The sequence below is a fragment of the Argonema galeatum A003/A1 genome (assembly GCF_023333595.1).
Taxonomy (GTDB): Bacteria; Cyanobacteriota; Cyanobacteriia; order Cyanobacteriales; family Aerosakkonemataceae; genus Argonema; species Argonema galeatum.
Genome location: NZ_JAIQZM010000012.1, coordinates 1 through 18,130 on the forward strand (window position 1 = coordinate 1; position 18,130 = coordinate 18,130).

Consider the following 18,130-nt stretch of genomic DNA (forward strand, 5'->3'; position numbering starts at 1 on the left):
ACGGGCGGGTTTAGCCCACACATCTCATTACCAACAGAATATTTTACAAAACCCGCCCCTACTGACTTTTGACTTTTGACTTTTCTAGTCCTTATTCTCCATGTAAAATTGGGCTTTTAGGCTTACGGGATCGCAGTTTTAGCCGATGAAATGTCAATTAAAGCACTTTTGTGTTGTTAAACTTATAGCGTTTGAGGTGCGATCCCCGCTCTCTATGAAGGGCGACTCAGCGATCGCAGTTCCCAGTCCCCTCCACCCGCCCGTGAGCGACCGTAAATTCCTGACGGCATTGGCTCACTCTGGCTCGATCACCTAAAAAACAGATGGATTTCCGTCGCCACGAGGCTCTATGAGAAAAATGTCAGGTTTTAAATTTTCCGGCTACGGTTTGTCGAGGCAAAAGCAACGCAGACAACAAATTGCAGTTGCTGTCAGTATCGGACTGAGTGTGCTGCTGATTGTATATCCCCTGTTAGAAAGACACTTTGGCCGTGGGTTTGCGCGAAGAACGATCGCGTGTCTGTTGCGGGGAAAAAGCCGCGAAACGACGGGATATAAGAGCAACACGACAGTTTTTTCCCTGGCGCTGATGCAGCCAGAGAAACGAGCTGGAGAATTAGAAGCGATCGCAAACGGGGAGAAATCCCGCGAGAGTCTACGTGCCCGTTATCTGCTGGCATCCGATCTAGTTCAACAGCAGCAGGGACTTCTTGCGCTGGACTTGTTAGAAGGATTAGAGTGCGATTATTCGCTTCTGGGCGCAAACGTTATGGTCAAACGCGCTCAAGCTTACCAAAGCATCGGTGACCAAGCTAAAGCAACTGCCCAGTGGCAAGATTTGCTCAACTACTATCCCGACTCTCCCACGATCCCAGAAGCCTTGGTGGCACTGGGCAAGACGAAACGGGAAGATTGGAACGAAGTTCTAGCGAAATACCCCAGCCATCCCCGTACTCTGGAAATGGCACGTTCCTGGCTCAAAGAGAAACCCGATCAGCGGGACTTGATGTTGTTACTGGCAAAGTACAGCTTTGACACGCCAGAAATTAGCTTGGTGCTGGACAAGATACTTAGCCAACCTGGAATGATAGACGGAAAACCTGTAGAGCCACTTAAGCCAGAAGACTGGGAAACGATCGCTCTTGGCTACTGGAAAGACAAAAAATACGGCCAAGCCAGCGCCGCTTATGCCAAAGCCCCACCCTCATCTCGCCACGCCTACCTTGTCGCTAGGGGGCTCCAGCTAGCCGAGAGAGAGACAGACGCTAAGCTCGCCTATAAAAAGATGGTGAGTGACTTCCCCAAAGCCAAAGAAACCGGCAACGCCCTACTCCAGATAGCCAAAATAGAACCATCCATAGAGGCGGTGCCTTATCTCGACCAAGCGATCGAGCAATTTCCCGACCAAGCCGGTGACGCACTGCTAGCAAAAGCAGAAGCTTTGGATAATCTCAATAATCCCTCTTCAGCTGAAGAGACTCGTCAATTATTGCTAACCAAATATGGCAACTCCGATGCAGCAGCAGAATATCGCTGGAAAATGGCTCAAGCTAAAGCAGCTGCTGGGGATTTCCAGGCAGCATTACAATGGGGACAGCCAATCCTCACTCAAAACCCCAATAGCGAACCGGCTCGTCAGGCAGGCTTTTGGGTCGGTAAATGGGCAATGCAACTGGGACAGCAGCAGGAAGCCAAAGCCGCTTTTGAACAGGTAGTGAAAAAATACCCGCAATCTTACTATGCTTGGCGTTCTGCCACTATGCTTGGCTGGGATGTCGGAACCTTCGACACCGTGAGGAAGATGACACCTCAAGTAGCCTTACCCAGGGAGCGCCTCGTACTGCCAATTGGGTCTGAAACATTGAAAGAACTATACCAGTTGGCTCAAGACCGGGATGCCTGGACACTATGGCAGGTAGAATTTCAAAACCGGATCGAGCCAACCGTAACCCAACAGTTTACCGATGGTCTCCTGAAACTGGCAGTGGGGGATTACATATCAGGAATTACTCAAGTTGCTGCCCTGGAAGACCGAGAGACGCCTTCTGAGCAAGCCGAGTTTCAATCTCTCAAGCAACAACCTATTTACTGGTATGCTCTATATCCTTTTCCCTATGAAGAAACGATCGAAATTTGGTCGCAAAAGCGTGAGCTAAATCCCTTGCTAGTGGTTAGTCTAATGAGGCAGGAGTCGCGATTTATGTCGAACATCCGCTCTAATGCTGGTGCCACTGGTTTAATGCAGGTGATGCCAGCAGTTGGAGCCTCGGTAGCTAAAATAATCAATCTTAAGCAATACGCCTTAGACAATCCCAACGACAACATAAATCTCGGCACATGGCTGATGGTTGAAACCCACCAGCGATTTAAAAATAACTCTCTATTGGCATTGGCTAGTTACAATGCCGGTTCGGGTAACGTCGATAAATGGCTTGGGCAGAAAAAAATCACCGATCCAGATCAATTTATCGAAACTATCCCTTTTCCAGAAACTAAAGACTACGTTAAGCAGGTGTTTGGCAACTACTGGAACTATCTGCGCCTGTACAATCCCCAGGTTAACCAGATGATGCCTAATTCAGTAGGGCAAAAGGAAAAATAATTGGTCATTGGTCATTGGTCATTGGTCATTAGTCATTGGTCATTAGTCATTGGTCATTAGTCATTGGTCATTGAGAAATTTCAAATTTTAGATAAAGTAGAAGATTTACTTTGATAACAATCTTCACTTTTTAAATCTGAAATCTAAAATTTGAAATTAGTCATATCATGTCCTTACTCATCGGTTACCTAAAAAATTCATGTGATTATTCTTATCTGCGTTCATCTGCGTTCATCTGTCTTCATCTGCGGTAAAAATTTAACCACCGATGACAACAGACAATTTGACGATATCACTCATGTACTAAGCTATTACGCATCTAAATCGAATACAAAGACGGGCAGGATGCCCATCCCACAAGAAACTCAGAAAAACTGACGGTCATTTTAGATGCGTAGCAGCTTAACGATGCAACCGGACATGATATAACCTATCTGACTGTGGCTATACAATTTTACGCGATTTTTATTAGCTCAACGCTAAGCGATCGCGAAAATATTGCTCATACAAACTACACCTGGGAGTACAATCATTGCCATCAAGTTTCACCAGCCCCATACTATTTAATTTAAACGCTAATTCTGACCGCAATCGCACTCCTCCCGAAGTACTCACCACCTCTTTCATCGCTTCTAACAAATCTGGATATTTTTCTAGATTCCACAAATGCCGCCGCAGATGATCGCTATAAATTCCCGCTTCTGTGGCACCCTCTTCCACCACCCGATCTAAAGTAACATCCTGACGCGCAATGCAATACATAGCCAACCGCACTAAGTAGGGATGTCCTCCCACTAAACCCATCAATTGCTCGACTTCTTTCCCATTCCAATCTAGTCCGTATCGTCTTGCCAACTCTTGCACCTGCGGCAAGTTAAACTCCGGTAATTCTATCGGCAATCCCACATTAAAAGGTGATTTATTGATATCCAACGGAATATAAACTTCTGTGGAATGAACAATTACCAAGCGAAATTTTTTCCAAATATCGCGCCGTTTGGATTCTTCATGCAAAGCTCGCAACAAACCAAAAAAGTCATCGGCAATTTCGGGTGATTCAAACACGCGATCGACTTCATCTAAACCCAATGTTAGGGAAGTCGATATTTCTGGCAACAAACACTGTTCAAAGTAAGCTTTGCAGCACTGGTTGCTGCCAATAATATCTGCTAATTCCCAACACTTGCCCAGCTTTTCCAGCATCCCCAATTCTTGTCCTATGCTGGCACAAAACCACTGTAAAAATGTATCCGAGTTGGTAAGAATTCGTTTATTAGCTAACTGAAAACTCAACGCGATCGCTCTTGAGCCTTGTTCCTCTGCGTGATGCAGAATCCTCGCCATTAACGAGGTTTTGCCCATCTGCCTGGGCGCTTTGATGCGGATGAGGGCACCAGGCTGACATATTGTCTCATAACAGCGCGTTTCGATGGGAGGACGATCGATATAAAAGCTCGATGCAACCTCTACTTGCCCCTCCGGTAACTCTGGTGACGCGACTGGGAGTGGGAGTGTGGGAGAGTGGGGAAGAATGCCCAATTCCCAATTCCCAATTCCCACTCCCCAATTCCCACTCCCTTCAGTAGCCCAGTTTACAGCTAATTTGCTGGAGGCACTTAGAGAGGTGCGTCCTTGGGCCACTACGCTGAGAACTTCTGAGACTATGATTGAGGTGTCGTCGTCGCTACGCCACTGCCACGGCTGACTTGACTGCAAAAGTTGCAGCAAATCGAAGGAAAGAGGCGTTTTGCTTTGTAAACCTACGCATAGCGGTAAAATGGCTGGCTTTTGGGCGGTAAAGTTGTGCAATTCTTTGGCGACCCGCACTTCTTCCAAGACGATTTCGCTGACGGCGGATTGCTGGGACAACAGCAGCAGCAAGTAATCGCAGCTTTGTAAATATTGTTCGGGCGGAGTGTTTTCAGATGCGATCGCAACTTCGTGTCCCGCCGCACTCAAAGCTTGCTGCAACTGCTGGACGAGGCGGAAGTCTTGATGGCGACTGCTGATGAAAACTTTAGCTTTAAGGTTATTTATTTCATTTTCGGGCAAAGTATCGGATAAATCGGCTATATTTCGCCACTCTTGGCTCAATATCTGACAAATTTCCCTAAAATTAACATAATCCACGGGTCTGCCATTGAGAAAATTACTCACAGTAGATTGGGCTATCCCTAGATCTTCAGCGAGGACTTTTTGACTGGGAAAGCCGTTTCTGAGGAGAGACGACTTGACTGTGGGGATGCACTCAGAGCGAACTTTTAGCGATCGCGACATTGCTTCTGCATAGCAAAGATACTTTTCACATCTTAAATGCCAGTTTTCCACAAAATCGATGAGAAGTCGATGAGATCTCGAAGAAGTCAGTCAAAAACTCAGGTAATCACCAGTCTCAATAGTAAATAGCAAGGGTCTGCTTGGTGTGGATCTACTTTACCAGGAGGTAAATGTGTTGCTGAGTCCTACCCTAATTTGGTCAGTAATTGGGCCGTCCGTGTTCTGGTTCCTAACAGGAGTTATTCTTTGCCTGACTGAGTTGTTTCTAGGTAAAAGTTTGGGAACAAAACTTAAACTTGTACCCCTGATCGCGGGAGTTAGTTCTCTGATAGTAGGGCTGCTTTTATTGGGGCGAAATTCTCTGCCTCTGTTTAGGTTCCAAGTTATGTACTGGATGGCGGTATCCCTAGCTTCGGTTATCTGGTTACGTCCTATGTTTCTGAAGCGCAAAAAGTTTATCGTTCGTGATGCAACTGAGGCAAAGACGATTACGGAAATTTTGGCGGGACAAACAGGGCGAGTTATTTATGAAGGCTGTTTCTGGCAAGCCTGCTGTGAGGATCGCTCAATTGCGATCGCACCTAACCAAAAAGTTTACGTTCTGCGCCGCGAAGGAAACACGCTGATTGTAGCGCCAGAAAGTATTTTTCATTCTTAGGCTATAACTTTTCACGAAATTCGACCATTTTCACTTAACTAATCGGAGCATCACGATGGATCTATTCCAATTGATTTTTATAGCATTTTTAACGGCAAGTGGAACCACGATTGCCAATAGCGTCAAGATTATCAAACAAGGTGACGAAGCCTTAGTAGAAAATCTTGGTAAATATGATGGAAAAAAACTAGAGCCAGGTCTTACCTTTCTTACTCCATTTATCGAATATGTGGCTTATAAAGGAACGCTGCGGGAACAAATATTAGAGATTCCACCCAAACAATGTACCACTCGCGACAGGGTTTCCATTACCGTTGATTTTGTGGTGTACTGGCGGATTATGGACATAGAAAAAGCTTTTTACAAAGTGCAAGATCTGAAAGCAGCGATGATGAATTTGCTGGTGACTCAAATTCGGTCTGAAATAGCCAAAATGGAACTCGACGAAATTTTTACCGCTCGCGCTGAAATTAATGACGTGCTGGTGAGTGAGTTGGATATTGCTACTGAACCTTGGGGGGTGAAGGTGACGCGGGTGGAATTGCGCGACTTTACGATTGGAAATAAGGTGGTGCATGAAGCCTTAAAAAATCCATCTAAAAGTTTAAATACGGTAGCTCATCGTTAGGTAAAGGAATTATGCGATCGCTCTGGATAAGTAAAGGGCGATCGCTTCGCTATATCATTCTCTAAACTCTAGCCTTTCTTAATGTTTGTCTTCAGCAGAGGAGAGTCAACATATATCTCCCAATTCTCATCAAGAAATTGCATATTTTCATCGTAAATGAGAATCAGTTCACCAATTTTTTCGGGATTATCTTGAGAAGCAATCCCATCAGCTTGTAAGGCAAATTTCAGTTGAATCCAACGTTTTCTGCGCGTAACACCAATAGAACTGCTAATTAATTCAGCAGACAAAAAACGAGGCAAGGTAATCTCTTCATAGAATTCATCCGTTTCATCCCAGTAACCGCCAATTTTATAATTGCATGATTCTAGATGTTCTTGTACAAGTGCATCAGCATCTATATCTTCTAAGATTTCATTCAAATCCTGCCAAACTTGGTGAGTTTTTAATTCAATTTTAGTCATAATAGTTGTTTGATGATTAATGTTCTGTTACGAAACCGGGAAAGTGTAAAACTCCATCTATTATTTTTCCATGAAAACGGCGATCGCCTCCTTTTCCCAATACTTTTGATTTCAAATCGTAACCCTCTACTTCGGAAGGAACAAGACCAATATTACCGCGAGGAGATACTTGTCCTTTTTCAATCGCTTTTAAATGCTTGTTATTTTGATCATATTTTATTCCCAATTGGATTTGCTCTTTGCCAAAACATACTATCTGACCATTTGTTATTTGATATACAGTATCAGGCTGAATATCTGCCCAGCTATTGGGTAGAGTTTCCATTTATTTTACTGCTGCCCAGAGTTGTAAACGTGATTATAACTCAATTCGTCTGCGATAGGCCGATCGTCCTACCGATGTTAAACTAAAGCACATCGAATTTGCACAACTCAATTTCCTAAAAGTCTTGTGGGATGGGCATCTTGCCCGTCCCATCGATTTTATCTGTCTGAGGTTATCCAAAAAGTCGAACTGAAGTCAGTGAAAAGTCGAATAAGTCAGTCAAGAACTCAGTGAAGCATCTGTCTTAATAATAAACAGGAAGATGTAATTACCACTTATCTTTCAGGAGAATAACCATGAAGCCTTACGAACAATTTGATTCTGCGATCGTTCCCATCACTAATTTTGCGCTAGCAACTCCCAGTTCAAGCAAAACTAAGCATCAGAAAAAGTGGCAATCCTTAATCACAGTTACATTAGGTGCTGTCGGATTGGTGCTAATTATTCCTTTACCAGCAACAGCTTGTAGTTTCTCTTTCTATTATACCAGCAATTCTGAATTTGCTTCTCAGCTTTTATTTCTTCCCGCGATCGCAACAATTTTCCCCTATGGAATACCTCTCGTTGCAATCGTTATCATCGAAGCTTATATTCTGCACAAACAAGAACATCTTCCTTACCTAAAAGCTTGTAAATTCGCTACTTTAGCAAACATATTTTACATAATGATTTGCCCGCTCGGCTTAGTATCTTTCAGTATATTTTTTCCAATTTCCCTGATTGGATATGCGATATCTGCGGCAATGTGCCTTTCTTTTTGTCAGCGCACGGGGTACTTAAAAAATATTAGCCAAAAAATGTTTATTTTATTGATTTATTTATTCTTCATGGCATTAGGTTTGGCCAGCTTATTTATGGTGGAATCGATAAGTGGCTCAGCCGATCGCACTCTTCTTTATGCAGTGACATCAGGAATATTGCTGATTGGGTTTATCTTTGGTTTTGTTGCTAAAGGTTTTGCGATCTCCCGAATTTTGCGAGAAAAACGTCCCAGTCTTGCTGCTACCGTCATATCAATGCAGGTATGGTCATTTCCGATTGTTGCGATCGCATATTACCTAATGCAGTTTCAATACGTGAGATAAAAAATGTCAAATCAAAACTTGAAAAAAGGCATCATTCGTTATTTACGTCCTTTACCAGTAATTCTTTGTCTCAGCATTGTCGGTGTTAGTTCTGTTACTTTAGCAGCAGTGGTTAATCATATGGATGTTCCAACCTTTATCGCCAGTTTGAGTGCCAAAAAAGTGACCGCTTCCGAATTGAAGCAGGGGAAGTTGAGAAATGCGCTCTTGATTGACGTGCGATCGCCAGAAGAATACGCAGAAGATCGCATTGGTAATAGCCTGCTTGTACCCCTAACAGATATTCAGACTGGATTCGGCGTGCATCAGATTCGGGTTATTGCCCAAAAGTATATCCAAACTAATCATACTCAGCCAACAATCGTACTTTATTGTACCGCTGGCCCGCGTTCGTTCAAAGCATACAAAGAACTGGAAAAAACTGGACTAAATTTTGTAGTCCTAGAAGGCGGTATCAGAGTATGGCGGCTAGCTATACCGGCGTCAAAAGATGCAGAAACATTAGCACCTATTACCGCACCTGCGAAAGAAGTTGTCAGGGGTAAGTAGGTGGACGTAAATGAACACCCAGAAACCCGGTTTCTTGGAGCCATTTCTTTGTAGGTTGGGTTGAGCGAAGCGAAACCCAACGCATTAGTTGGGTTTCTTGTAATTCTTCTCGCCATTTTCGGTGTTAGTTCTGCTACTTTAGCAGCGGTACTTAATCATATGGATACCCCAAGATTTATTGCCAGTTTTAGTACCAAAAAAGTGACTCTTCCTGAGTTTTTGGAGGGAAAGTTGAAGTCGGCAATCTTGATTGACGTGCGATCGCCAGAAGAATACGCAGAAGATCGCATCGGTAACAGCCTGCTTGTACCCCTAACAGATATTCAGGCTGGATTCGGCGTGCAGCAGATTCGGGTTATTGCCCAAAGGTATATCCAAAATAATCATACTCAGCCAATTATCGTACTTTATTGTACAAGGGGGATGCGTGCGGTTAAAGCCTACAAAGAATTGAGAAAAACAAGGTTAAATTTTGTTGTCCTAGAAGGAGGTATCAAATCATGGCGACTGGCTGTGCCTGCGTCAAAAGATGCAGAGATTTTAGCACAAATTACCGCACCTGGGACAAAGATTATCACGGGTAATTAGTTAGATTGTGCGATCGCAAAAAGTTGATATACTGTTTTTGTTGGATAAATCAAACAATGGTTATTCTAGAAAACACAAAAAGGCAACTTAAATTTCGACATCGACCCTATTCGCTTTGGCTTGGTACAACTGGCTGGATGGTAGGCACTTTTTGGCTCATCCTGCTAATTTACCACCAACTTATGTGGTTAACTTACGTCTTGTGGATACCACCTCTTCTTTTATTAAGTCTTGTGGCGAGTGGTTTAGTGCTAATTTTAGCCGGACGGGTGGTTATCTGTCATTTTGATAAAGACTACAACAGCTTCACTATCAAGCGACACGGTTTGCTTAATACTAAGGTAATTTGGCATTCCCTTGCCGATGTTTTAGATGTGCAGCTTCAGTCACCAAGCTGGCATCATCAGGAAACGGCTGATTATCAGATTACGCTCTTTTTGAAATCCGGTGAAAGCTTAAAGCTCAACTTTGGACTTAAGTCTATCGCCCAAAAATTAGAAACTCTTAATCTGATTCGCGGCTTTCTGGGTATGCCGCCGGAAAAATGGGGCTAGATAAAGCAAAAAACATCCTCTGTCTCAGCTACCCGCAACCATAAACCGATATGCTACTACAGACGCTGGTAACGCTAATTTTGGGTTCGTGGCTGTTCCTTTTAGGACAACGCATCGGACGAGTAATGTTGCGAAAAGGAGCCACCGCCAACGACATTTTTAAAGGCAAAACTCACTTTTTAATTGCTTTTTTGGTAGTTTACTTGGGTTTGCTATTACTAGCTAGGTTAGTTCCAGAAATGCAAGCTTTACCCGTTGAGTGGCGTTTCTATAGCTTGCAAGTCACTTGGACAATTATGCGCCTTTTGCTGCTATTTCTTGGCGGAATAGCTTTCACGATCAGTCGGCATACTTCCCGCATTCAGGTAGTAGCTGTACTGTTGATTTGCTCGCTAGGATTGGGAAGTTTTACTGCTGCTGAAGCTTACTTTTTATCTCCTATTTACGCTTCTTTAGAAGATAACTTGCAACCCAACGGTGTATTCAAACAAACTTCTAATAGCAGCTGTGGGCCATCCGCATTAGCTACTGTGCTGCGCGTTTGGGGAATAGATGCAGCAGAATCAAAGGTTGCTCGTTTGGCAGGAACCAGTCGCTTAGGCACTTCTATGGCGCAATTACTGATAGCAACTCGCTCTCTTGGTATGGATGGGATTGAATTAGAAGCAACTTGGGAGCAAATGCGACTAATCAATCGTCCTGGCGTGTTGGGAGTTTGGTTTAGAGATGGCGTTCGCGTCATTCCTCATGCGGTAGCCTTGTTAGGTTTAAATGGGAATAATGCTATAATTGGTGAGCCAACTAGAGGAAAAATTTACACGATCGATCGCCAGCAATTTGAAAAAAATTGGCGCGGACAATATCTCCCCATTTTTCGCAGTCAAGATATCTCGATAACGGTTACTCAAGCGGTGTCTTATCTTCAGCGATCGGGCCAAATAATTCCAACCGAGGCTGAGTTAGTTCCAGCTATCCGACGCTTTCAAAAAAATGTTGGTTTGAAAGTTACTGGTAAATTAGATTCTCAAACATTTTTGCTTATTAGCGGTTCGTTTTTAGAAGGAGTACCTACTCTAAAAACTAGATAAATTAGATAAAAAACTTACATTACGATGACAAATTATCACTATCAAATAGGCGGAAGTTTACCAGATAATGCACCAACTTATGTGGTGCGAAAGGCTGATAATCAACTTTATGAAGGACTGAAAACTGGCGAATTTTGTTATGTACTCAATTCTCGTCAGATGGGGAAATCCAGTTTGCTGGTGCGAACGATACAAAGGCTAAAAGCTGAAGGTATCGCCTGTGCCACTATCGACCTTTCAGATATTGGCAACCAGCAAGTTTCGTTGGATAAATGGTATGGAGGCGTCGCCTACAAGCTACTGACAAATTTCGATCTGTTTAATGCGATCGAATTTATGACTTGGTGGCGAGACAGAGAATTGATACCTCCTGTCCAGCGCTTAGGTGAATTAATTGAAGAAGTGCTGCTGGCGAAAGTTTCTCAAAAAATTGTTATTTTTATCGATGAAATTGATAGCGTTCTTAGCTTCAAAGATTCGCTTGACGACTTTTTCGCCCTGATTAGATCTTGCCATAATAAACGCGCCCAAAAACCAGAATATCAGCGACTTACATTTGCTTTGTTGGGTGTGGCGACGCCAAGCGATTTAATTTCCGATCCAGCTCGCACGCCGTTTAATATCGGTCGGGCGATTGAGTTACATGGTTTTGAATTCCCAGAAGCTCAACCATTAGCAAAAGGATTGGAAGGAAAAGTAGATAAACCCCAAGAAATTTTAAAAGAAATATTGGGATGGACAGGCGGACAGCCGTTTTTAACTCAAAAACTTTGTAAATTAGTAGTAGGGGCGAAGCATTTGGGCGATCATCTTTCGGTATCCTCCCAGGTTTTCTCACCAAATGCTTCGCCCCTCCAAACTGGAAACGCCCAATCACCAATTACCGATCTGGTAAAATCCCACATTATCGAGAATTGGGAATCCCAGGATGAACCAGCGCATATCAAGACAATTCGCGATCGCATCCTGTCCAATCAGCAACGCGCCGGGAGATTGCTGGGACTATATCATAAAATATTGCAACTAGGAGAAATTCCAGCCGATGACACCCCCGAACAAAGCCAATTAAGACTATCCGGTTTAGTGGTTATGCGTGCTGGCAAATTAAAAGTTTCCAACCGCATTTACGAGTCAATTTTTAACGAAACTTGGGTAGAAAAAGCTTTCTTCGATTTGCGTCCCCATGCCGCACCATTAACAGCATGGATCACCTCCAATTGTCAAGATGAATCGCGATTGTTGCGGGGACAAGCCTTGCAGGAAGCACTCAACTGGTCAACAGGCAAAAGTTTGAGCGATCGCGATTATCAGTTCCTAGCAGCCAGTCAAGAAGCAGCTTTAGGAGAATTACGCAACAAAGAACAACAGAGTCGCACCGAAATCGAGCGACTTAGTAGAGAAAAAGATTTACTCGCACAACTGAGTAATGAGCAACAGCGGCGAAAATTAACCGAAGCAAAACTAAAGCACGAGCGACAAATGAGAGTCGCCATTAATATCAGAGCCGTTGTAGTTTTGGCCTTATTCTTCACCTTAATCGGCGAGATATTTTGGCTCAAAGCGTGGACCGATCGCAGAAATATGGAAATCAACGCCCTCACTTTATATTCAGAAGAACTTTTGCAATCGAATAACAAGTGGGATGCTCTAACACAAGGTATCCTGGCAGCCAGAAGAATCCAACGGTGGCCGTTTGGAATTAACTCCGATACGCGGATACGAGTTTTGATGGCATTGAATCTGGCAGTTTACTCTCTAAAAAAGCCTAATTATTTGCAGGAAAATATCAGTAAAATTGTTTTCCTAACTTTCAGTTCTCAAAGTAATACCTCCGCTGCGGTAGTCAGACAAGAAAAAACTTTCATGATCGCGACGCTTAGCGATGATGGAACTATCAAAATTTGGCATAGTGATGGAACCCTGAAAACAACATTTCCTATTGTTAGTAATAAAGTTATCAGTATAAATTTCAGCCCGGATAGTCAAACCCTTGCCTCGGCTAGTGATGATGGAACTGTCAAACTTTGGCACAGCGACGGCAAATTGCTCCTTTCTTTAAAGGCTCATACCGATAAAATAACAAGCATAAGTTTTAACCCAGACGGCAAGACATTTGCCTCTGCCAGTGCAGATGGCACCGTCAAACTTTGGAGTTTCAACGGACAAGAACTCAGAACATTGAAGGGACATCGAGGTTCGGTGACTTGCGTGAGTTGGAGTCCCACTGGCAGAACGCTTGCTTCAGCTGGTGCAGATGGCACAGTTAAACTATGGAGTCGCGACGGTGTGTGGCTAAGAGATTTGAAAGGACATCAGGGTTCGGTTACTAGCGTAAGTTTCAGTCCAGACAGTCAAATGCTTGCCTCTGGGGGTGCTGACAAAACGGTGAAACTTTGGCACATTGACGGTACTTTATTGAGTATTTTAAGGCATAGGGGTAAAGTTACTAGCATTAGTTTTAGTCCTGACGGTGAGACGCTTGCTACGGCGAGTACAGATAAAATGGTGAGACTGTGGCATATTGACGGAAGCTTGCTAAGAATTTTGAAGAATCATCAGGGTGAGGTGTGGAGTGTATCTTGGTCGCCGGATGGTGAGATACTTGCATCAGCAGGTTCGGATAATAAAGTGATTTTGTGGAATTTTAATCTCGACGATATGTTAATTCAAGGTTGCAATTCTGCGCGTAATTATTGGCAGAACAACCAAAATGCTAGCCAAAGCGATAAACATATTTGTGATGGGATAGGAGAGGCTAGAACACCGATTCAGTAATGGTAGGGGCGAAGCATTCGGGCTATAACTTATCGCTTTCTACCTAGATTTTATGCCCGAATGCTTCGCCCCTACACGCTGAAAAGGCACCAAGAAATATTACTAAATCGGTGTTCTAGGGAAAAGTCAAAAGTCAAAAAAAATAAGAATGGACTAGAACACCGATTCAGTATTCGCTCTGGGGCGATCGGAAACCCGGTTTGTTAGGTTGTCAAGGTCGATATTTCGTTGCTATAATATGGATTACCTAAATGTTGGCTACAGTAGAGACGTTTCATGAAACGTCTCTACACCAGAGAGTGTTCATATCATGTCGTTACGCATCGGTTGCCTAAAAAAATCGCGTTTTCATATCTGCGTTTATCTGCGTTCATCCTTCTTTATCTGCGGTTAAAATTTAACCACCGATGAAACAGAAAATTTTCCGATCTCACTCATGTACTAACGATGCAACCGGACATGATATCATTTGTAGCAGAAATAAATCCAAACGATATAACCCAAAGAAACCGGGTTTCTCTGTACCTCACTCACTTGAAAAGGGCTGGAAAATCTAAAATCGATTGACGAGACTGGCAACGACTGCTACCAGTTCTTCTGGCACCACAGGCTTTGGTAGGTGGATGTGAAACCCAGCTGCGATCGCTCTTTCCCTCTCTTCCACCCTGGCGTATGCTGTGAGTGCTAAAGCTGGAATCCTTCCGCCTTGTTCTGGCCCAAGCGCCCTAACCTTGCGGATTAAAGTGTATCCATCTTCTTCTGGCATTCCGATATCGCTAATTAGAATATCTAGTTTTTCACCAGCAGTACCCTTGGCAATTACTGCAAACGCTTCTTTAGCCGATGCAACTGCCGTTACTTTAGCCCCGCTTTTTTCCAGTACAGCAGTCACCAAATCTCGTGCATCAGGTTCATCATCAACAACAAGTACGCATAAACCATGAAGTGAAGAGTTATCGATCGGTATATTGTCATTGTCGGTACGGGTTATATCCTGTCCATCCCCGGTTAAAAATGTCTCGGAAATGTTATCGTAATCGCGAATAGTTCTTAGCGGTAGACTTACAATAAACGTCGAGCCCTGCCCCTCTCCTGGACTTTCGGCATGAATTCTTCCTCCATGCAACTCGACTAGATGGCGGACAATTGCCAGCCCTAAACCAAGACCGCCATGCTTGCGAGTAATGCTGGCATCGGCTTGACGGAAGCGCTCAAAAATATAAGGTAAAAATTCAGCAGAAATGCCTTGACCAGTGTCAGTAACTATTATTTGAACATCAGAGTTATGGCGATGGAGACGAATCTCTATCCGCCCTCCCTTGGGCGTGAATTTGATGGCATTTGTAAGGAGATTCCAGGCAATTTGCTGCAAGCGAGTAGGGTCGCCGGATACTAAACTTACTTTGTCTTCAAAGACAGAATTAATTTGAATGTTTTTGGCTTCTGCTGGCGATCGCACCGCCTCAATAGCAGCATCCATAACAGAAGCCAAATTGACCGGAAGCATCTCTATACGGAACTTCCCCGTCATAATGCGCGACACATCCAACAGATCTTCAATCAGTTGGGAAAGTGCCTTTGTATTGCGATCGATTGTTTCCAAGGCACGCGCAGTAGTAGTCTCGTCAAACCTTCTCTTTCGCAGTAGAGTCGTCCATCCCACCATTGCATTCAGAGGCGTTCGCAGCTCGTGGGAAAGGGTGGCCAGGAACTCGTCCTTCATGCGATTTGCCGCCTCCGCTTCAGCGCGTGCCGCCTGTTCGCGAGCAAGCAGTTCTTCGCGCTCCTCCTGTGCCCGCAACCGATCGCTAATATCGATCGCCACCCCTCCCACCAGGCGTTGCCCAGACGCATCTAAAATCGGGAACTTATAGACCAGAAAATCACCAAGCGTACCGTCTAGACGGGGCGCAGGCTCGATCGTTTCAAGCACTTCATTTGTGCGAGCAACTGTCCTGATATTCTCCAAGAATATGCTTGCGATCTCAGGGCTATATAACTCGAATACTGTTTTCCCGATCGCATCGTCGCTCGCCATCTTGAAAATGCGGGAATAAGTTTCACTCAGGTAGACGATACGCCCATCCTCATCTGTAATCCACGACGCGGTTGGACTGTGGTTCATGAAAGCCTGGAAGCGTTCTTCACTTTGGCGCAGTGCTTCTGATGCCTTTTTTCGTTCTGCGATGTCCAGCACGAAGGCTACCCCATCGTGCTGGGAGTCGTTGAGTAGGGCAACGCCAAGGATGATCGGCACCCGCTTGCCGTCCCTTCTGACGTACTCCTTCTCGTAAATATTGGAAACTCCGATCGCCATGCACTCCTCGATCGCGCGATCGTCCAAGTGCTTGTACTCTGGAGGGGTAAGGCGTCTCCAATCGATCCTTCCTAAAGCAGCAAACTCTTCGCGAGTGTAGCCAACAAGGCGAAGGTAGGCGTCGTTCGCTTCGGTGATGTACCCCTCCACGTTCCAGAAAGCAACTCCGACCAGATTGGAGTCAAACAGCCGTCGGAAGCGCTCTTGGCTTCCCCGCAGCGCCTCCTCAGCGTGCTTGGTAGAGGTGATGTCTTCATGCAATAGCACTACTTCGCGGATCTTGCCCGCTTCATCTTTAACCGGATAGACGATCGCCTGAACCCAGCGTCGTGGGTCTTGGTGAGAAGTCATACCGGGAATAGTTTGATTGGGATCGTACAAGATGGGAGGAATCACCCCAGCTTCTCCTGCAAAGGCTCTTTGGATGTAGGGCATGATGCCTTTGGCGACCAGTTGCTCATCTTCGAGGATATTGTAGTCACCAATCCGCTGGAGCGTGATACCCCAAAGTTCCTCCCACGCCTTGTTGACCCGAATCGTCCGCCCATCGGGTGACAAAATCTGCGTGCTTAAGGGCGACTGCTCGATCAGCGTGCGGAAACGAGTCTCCGATATCCGCACTAATTCCTCCGCTCGCTTCTGTTCGGTGAGGTCGAGCAGAAAACTAACGCCCAACTCCGGAACTCCTCCCAGATAAGCCGTTCCCACCAAAACTGGCACGCGGGTGCCATCTTTACGGATATATTGTTTCTCAAAAGGAGGATGAGAGCCTGTCTTCTTCGTTTCCTCGATCGCCTGCCGATCGAGGTGGCTATATTCTGGCGGTGTAAGCTCAATGAAGTTAATCTTTCCTGTGACCAGATCCTCTCGTGTGTATCCCAGCATATTCAGGAAAGCGTCATTTGCCTCCAGGATTCTGCCGCTAAAGTCGGCGATGATAATACCGATGATGTTGGCATCCACCAGTCGCGTCAGCCGCGATTCACTTTCGCGCAGCGCCGCTTCCGAGGAGTGCAACTTTGCTGCCAAGCGTTCTGCCGCAATGCGGGCGCAAACTTGACTGCACATGAGAGCGAACAGCACAAGAGAGATTAGCACTCCACCTACTGCGATGTAAGGCACCAGCCTGATTTCCGAAACGCGATCGAGTTCGGGTCTGGAAACAAAAACAATACTCCAAGGGCGTCCGGCGATATTAATAGTTTCGGTGGTTTTAAAGCGGGGTCGGTAAGATCTACTGTTGGAAGTGTGTCTGCTGTAGGATGAGTGGAGTAAATTCTTGGGGTCGATCTCAGTTCCGTCATAAATCTGAAAGTCCACGTAGGGAAATTTCTCGTTGCCGAAGATTCCTGCCATTAAATCATCAGCACGAAAGGGACTGTAGATAAAACCCTGCAATGCGGCTCTACGTTGTGCAACTGTTTTGGGTGTTGTGCCGCTGCGATAAACTGGCACATAGATCAGGAAGCCCTGTTTGTTTTTGTCAATTTCCTGAATCAGCATGACTTTACCGGAAGCTGCGGGTGCATCGGTATCGCGTGCCCTCTCCATTGCAGCGCGGCGCACCGACTCCGTAAACATATCAAAACCGATCGCACCTTGGTTACGCCGATCTAATGGTTCCAGGTAAATAATTGAGTGATACTCGGCACGTTTATAATCCGGTCGTATTGCAAAATTTCTCACGCCCTGTTTCCGCTCCTCAGCGACGAAGGCGTCTTTTTCTGACGGCATGATTCGCGCAGAGAAACCGATTCCCTGAATGCCGGGATAGCTGCGGCGTAGTTCGAGGCGGTTAACATAAGCATGGAAGCGATCGCGGCTGACTTGCTCGGAAGCTGCAAATAATCCGCTGCCTGTACGCAGCAGAGTAATGTAAGTTTCCAAACGTTTTTGAATGTCGTTCTGAGTGCGATCGACTGCATTTTCAAATCGCAGCTCGTCTTTAGCTCTTGCCGTTACAGCGACATAGTAGGTGGCTAAAGCAGTAAGCAGCAGGGTTAACACCAGGACGAAATAAGGAGTCCTGGTGCGACGCGCTGGTGTGGATTTGAACGGCAAGTCCAGTTTCATAGCAGCAGTTTATACACCATGCTGTGTTGTTTGCGCTCTTAAAGCCAGTTTCCCATGCACAACCTCATTAGTACCATCATCCTCCAGCTGGATAGTCCTGGGAAAGCGAATCAGGAAACTTTGCTATACTTCGCACGGGCATAAATG

Annotated in this window: 13 protein-coding genes; 9 read left to right on the plus strand and 4 right to left on the minus strand. The window is 45.0% G+C overall.

What is annotated here, in order from left to right; translation table 11 throughout:
• Positions 1–358 precede the first annotated feature (358 nt).
• Complete coding sequence (locus LAY41_RS14460) at positions 359–2,602, plus strand: lytic transglycosylase domain-containing protein (protein WP_249098852.1); 2,244 nt, start codon at positions 359–361, stop codon at positions 2,600–2,602.
• A gap of 468 nt (positions 2,603–3,070) precedes the next feature.
• On the opposite strand, the gene LAY41_RS14465 is transcribed toward LAY41_RS14460, so the two are convergent.
• Entirely contained in the window at positions 3,071–4,879 is a 1,809-nt protein-coding gene (locus LAY41_RS14465; RefSeq protein WP_249098855.1) for an AAA-like domain-containing protein, read from the minus strand.
• 172 nt (positions 4,880–5,051) lie between these two features.
• Here LAY41_RS14465 and LAY41_RS14470 point away from each other — a divergent pair, with 172 nt between their 5' ends.
• Together LAY41_RS14470 and LAY41_RS14475 are read left to right on the plus strand one after the other, a co-directional pair.
• Positions 5,052–5,537: an NfeD family protein gene (locus tag LAY41_RS14470; protein WP_249098857.1), complete on the plus strand. Its 486-nt coding sequence runs from the start codon at positions 5,052–5,054 to the stop codon at positions 5,535–5,537.
• 55 nt (positions 5,538–5,592) lie between these two features.
• A complete protein-coding gene (locus LAY41_RS14475) occupies positions 5,593–6,165 on the plus strand; it encodes a paraslipin (protein ID WP_338022359.1) in 573 nt (190 codons plus the stop codon).
• A 68-nt stretch (positions 6,166–6,233) separates the two neighbouring features.
• Here LAY41_RS14475 and LAY41_RS14480 read toward each other — a convergent pair whose 3' ends face one another.
• Together LAY41_RS14480 and LAY41_RS14485 are read right to left on the minus strand one after the other, a co-directional pair.
• A complete protein-coding gene (locus LAY41_RS14480) occupies positions 6,234–6,629 on the minus strand; it encodes a hypothetical protein (RefSeq protein WP_249098860.1) in 396 nt (131 codons plus the stop codon).
• 16 nt (positions 6,630–6,645) lie between these two features.
• Positions 6,646–6,954 carry a hypothetical protein gene (locus LAY41_RS14485; RefSeq protein WP_249098862.1) on the minus strand — a complete coding sequence of 103 codons (309 nt, stop codon included), beginning with the start codon at positions 6,952–6,954 and terminating at the stop codon, positions 6,646–6,648.
• Positions 6,955–7,250: 296 nt separating this feature from the next.
• Between LAY41_RS14485 and LAY41_RS14490 the strand changes: the two genes are divergently transcribed.
• Genes LAY41_RS14490 through LAY41_RS14515 form a run of 6 tightly spaced genes read left to right on the plus strand, consistent with a single transcriptional unit; the run spans position 7,251 to position 13,593 of the window.
• Entirely contained in the window at positions 7,251–8,039 is a 789-nt protein-coding gene (locus LAY41_RS14490) for a hypothetical protein (protein ID WP_249098865.1), read from the plus strand.
• Positions 8,040–8,042: 3 nt separating this feature from the next.
• Positions 8,043–8,588, plus strand: a complete 546-nt coding sequence (locus tag LAY41_RS14495; RefSeq protein ID WP_249098866.1) for a rhodanese-like domain-containing protein — start codon at positions 8,043–8,045, stop codon at positions 8,586–8,588.
• Positions 8,589–8,648: 60 nt separating this feature from the next.
• Positions 8,649–9,176, plus strand: a complete 528-nt coding sequence (locus LAY41_RS14500) for a rhodanese-like domain-containing protein (RefSeq protein WP_249098869.1) — start codon at positions 8,649–8,651, stop codon at positions 9,174–9,176.
• A 56-nt stretch (positions 9,177–9,232) separates the two neighbouring features.
• Positions 9,233–9,730: a hypothetical protein gene (locus LAY41_RS14505; protein ID WP_249098873.1), complete on the plus strand. Its 498-nt coding sequence runs from the start codon at positions 9,233–9,235 to the stop codon at positions 9,728–9,730.
• A gap of 50 nt (positions 9,731–9,780) precedes the next feature.
• The gene (locus tag LAY41_RS14510; RefSeq protein WP_249098876.1) at positions 9,781–10,818 is read left to right on the plus strand and encodes a cysteine peptidase family C39 domain-containing protein; all 1,038 of its coding nucleotides are present in this window, start codon (positions 9,781–9,783) and stop codon (positions 10,816–10,818) included.
• A gap of 24 nt (positions 10,819–10,842) precedes the next feature.
• Positions 10,843–13,593 (plus strand): AAA-like domain-containing protein, encoded by a 2,751-nt coding sequence (locus LAY41_RS14515; RefSeq protein ID WP_249098879.1) that lies wholly within the window; start codon positions 10,843–10,845, stop codon positions 13,591–13,593.
• Positions 13,594–14,146: 553 nt separating this feature from the next.
• On the opposite strand, the gene LAY41_RS14520 is transcribed toward LAY41_RS14515, so the two are convergent.
• Positions 14,147–17,983, minus strand: coding sequence for a CHASE domain-containing protein (locus LAY41_RS14520; RefSeq protein ID WP_249098882.1), 3,837 nt, complete (start codon positions 17,981–17,983; stop codon positions 14,147–14,149).
• Between the last annotated feature and the right edge of the window lie 147 nt (positions 17,984–18,130).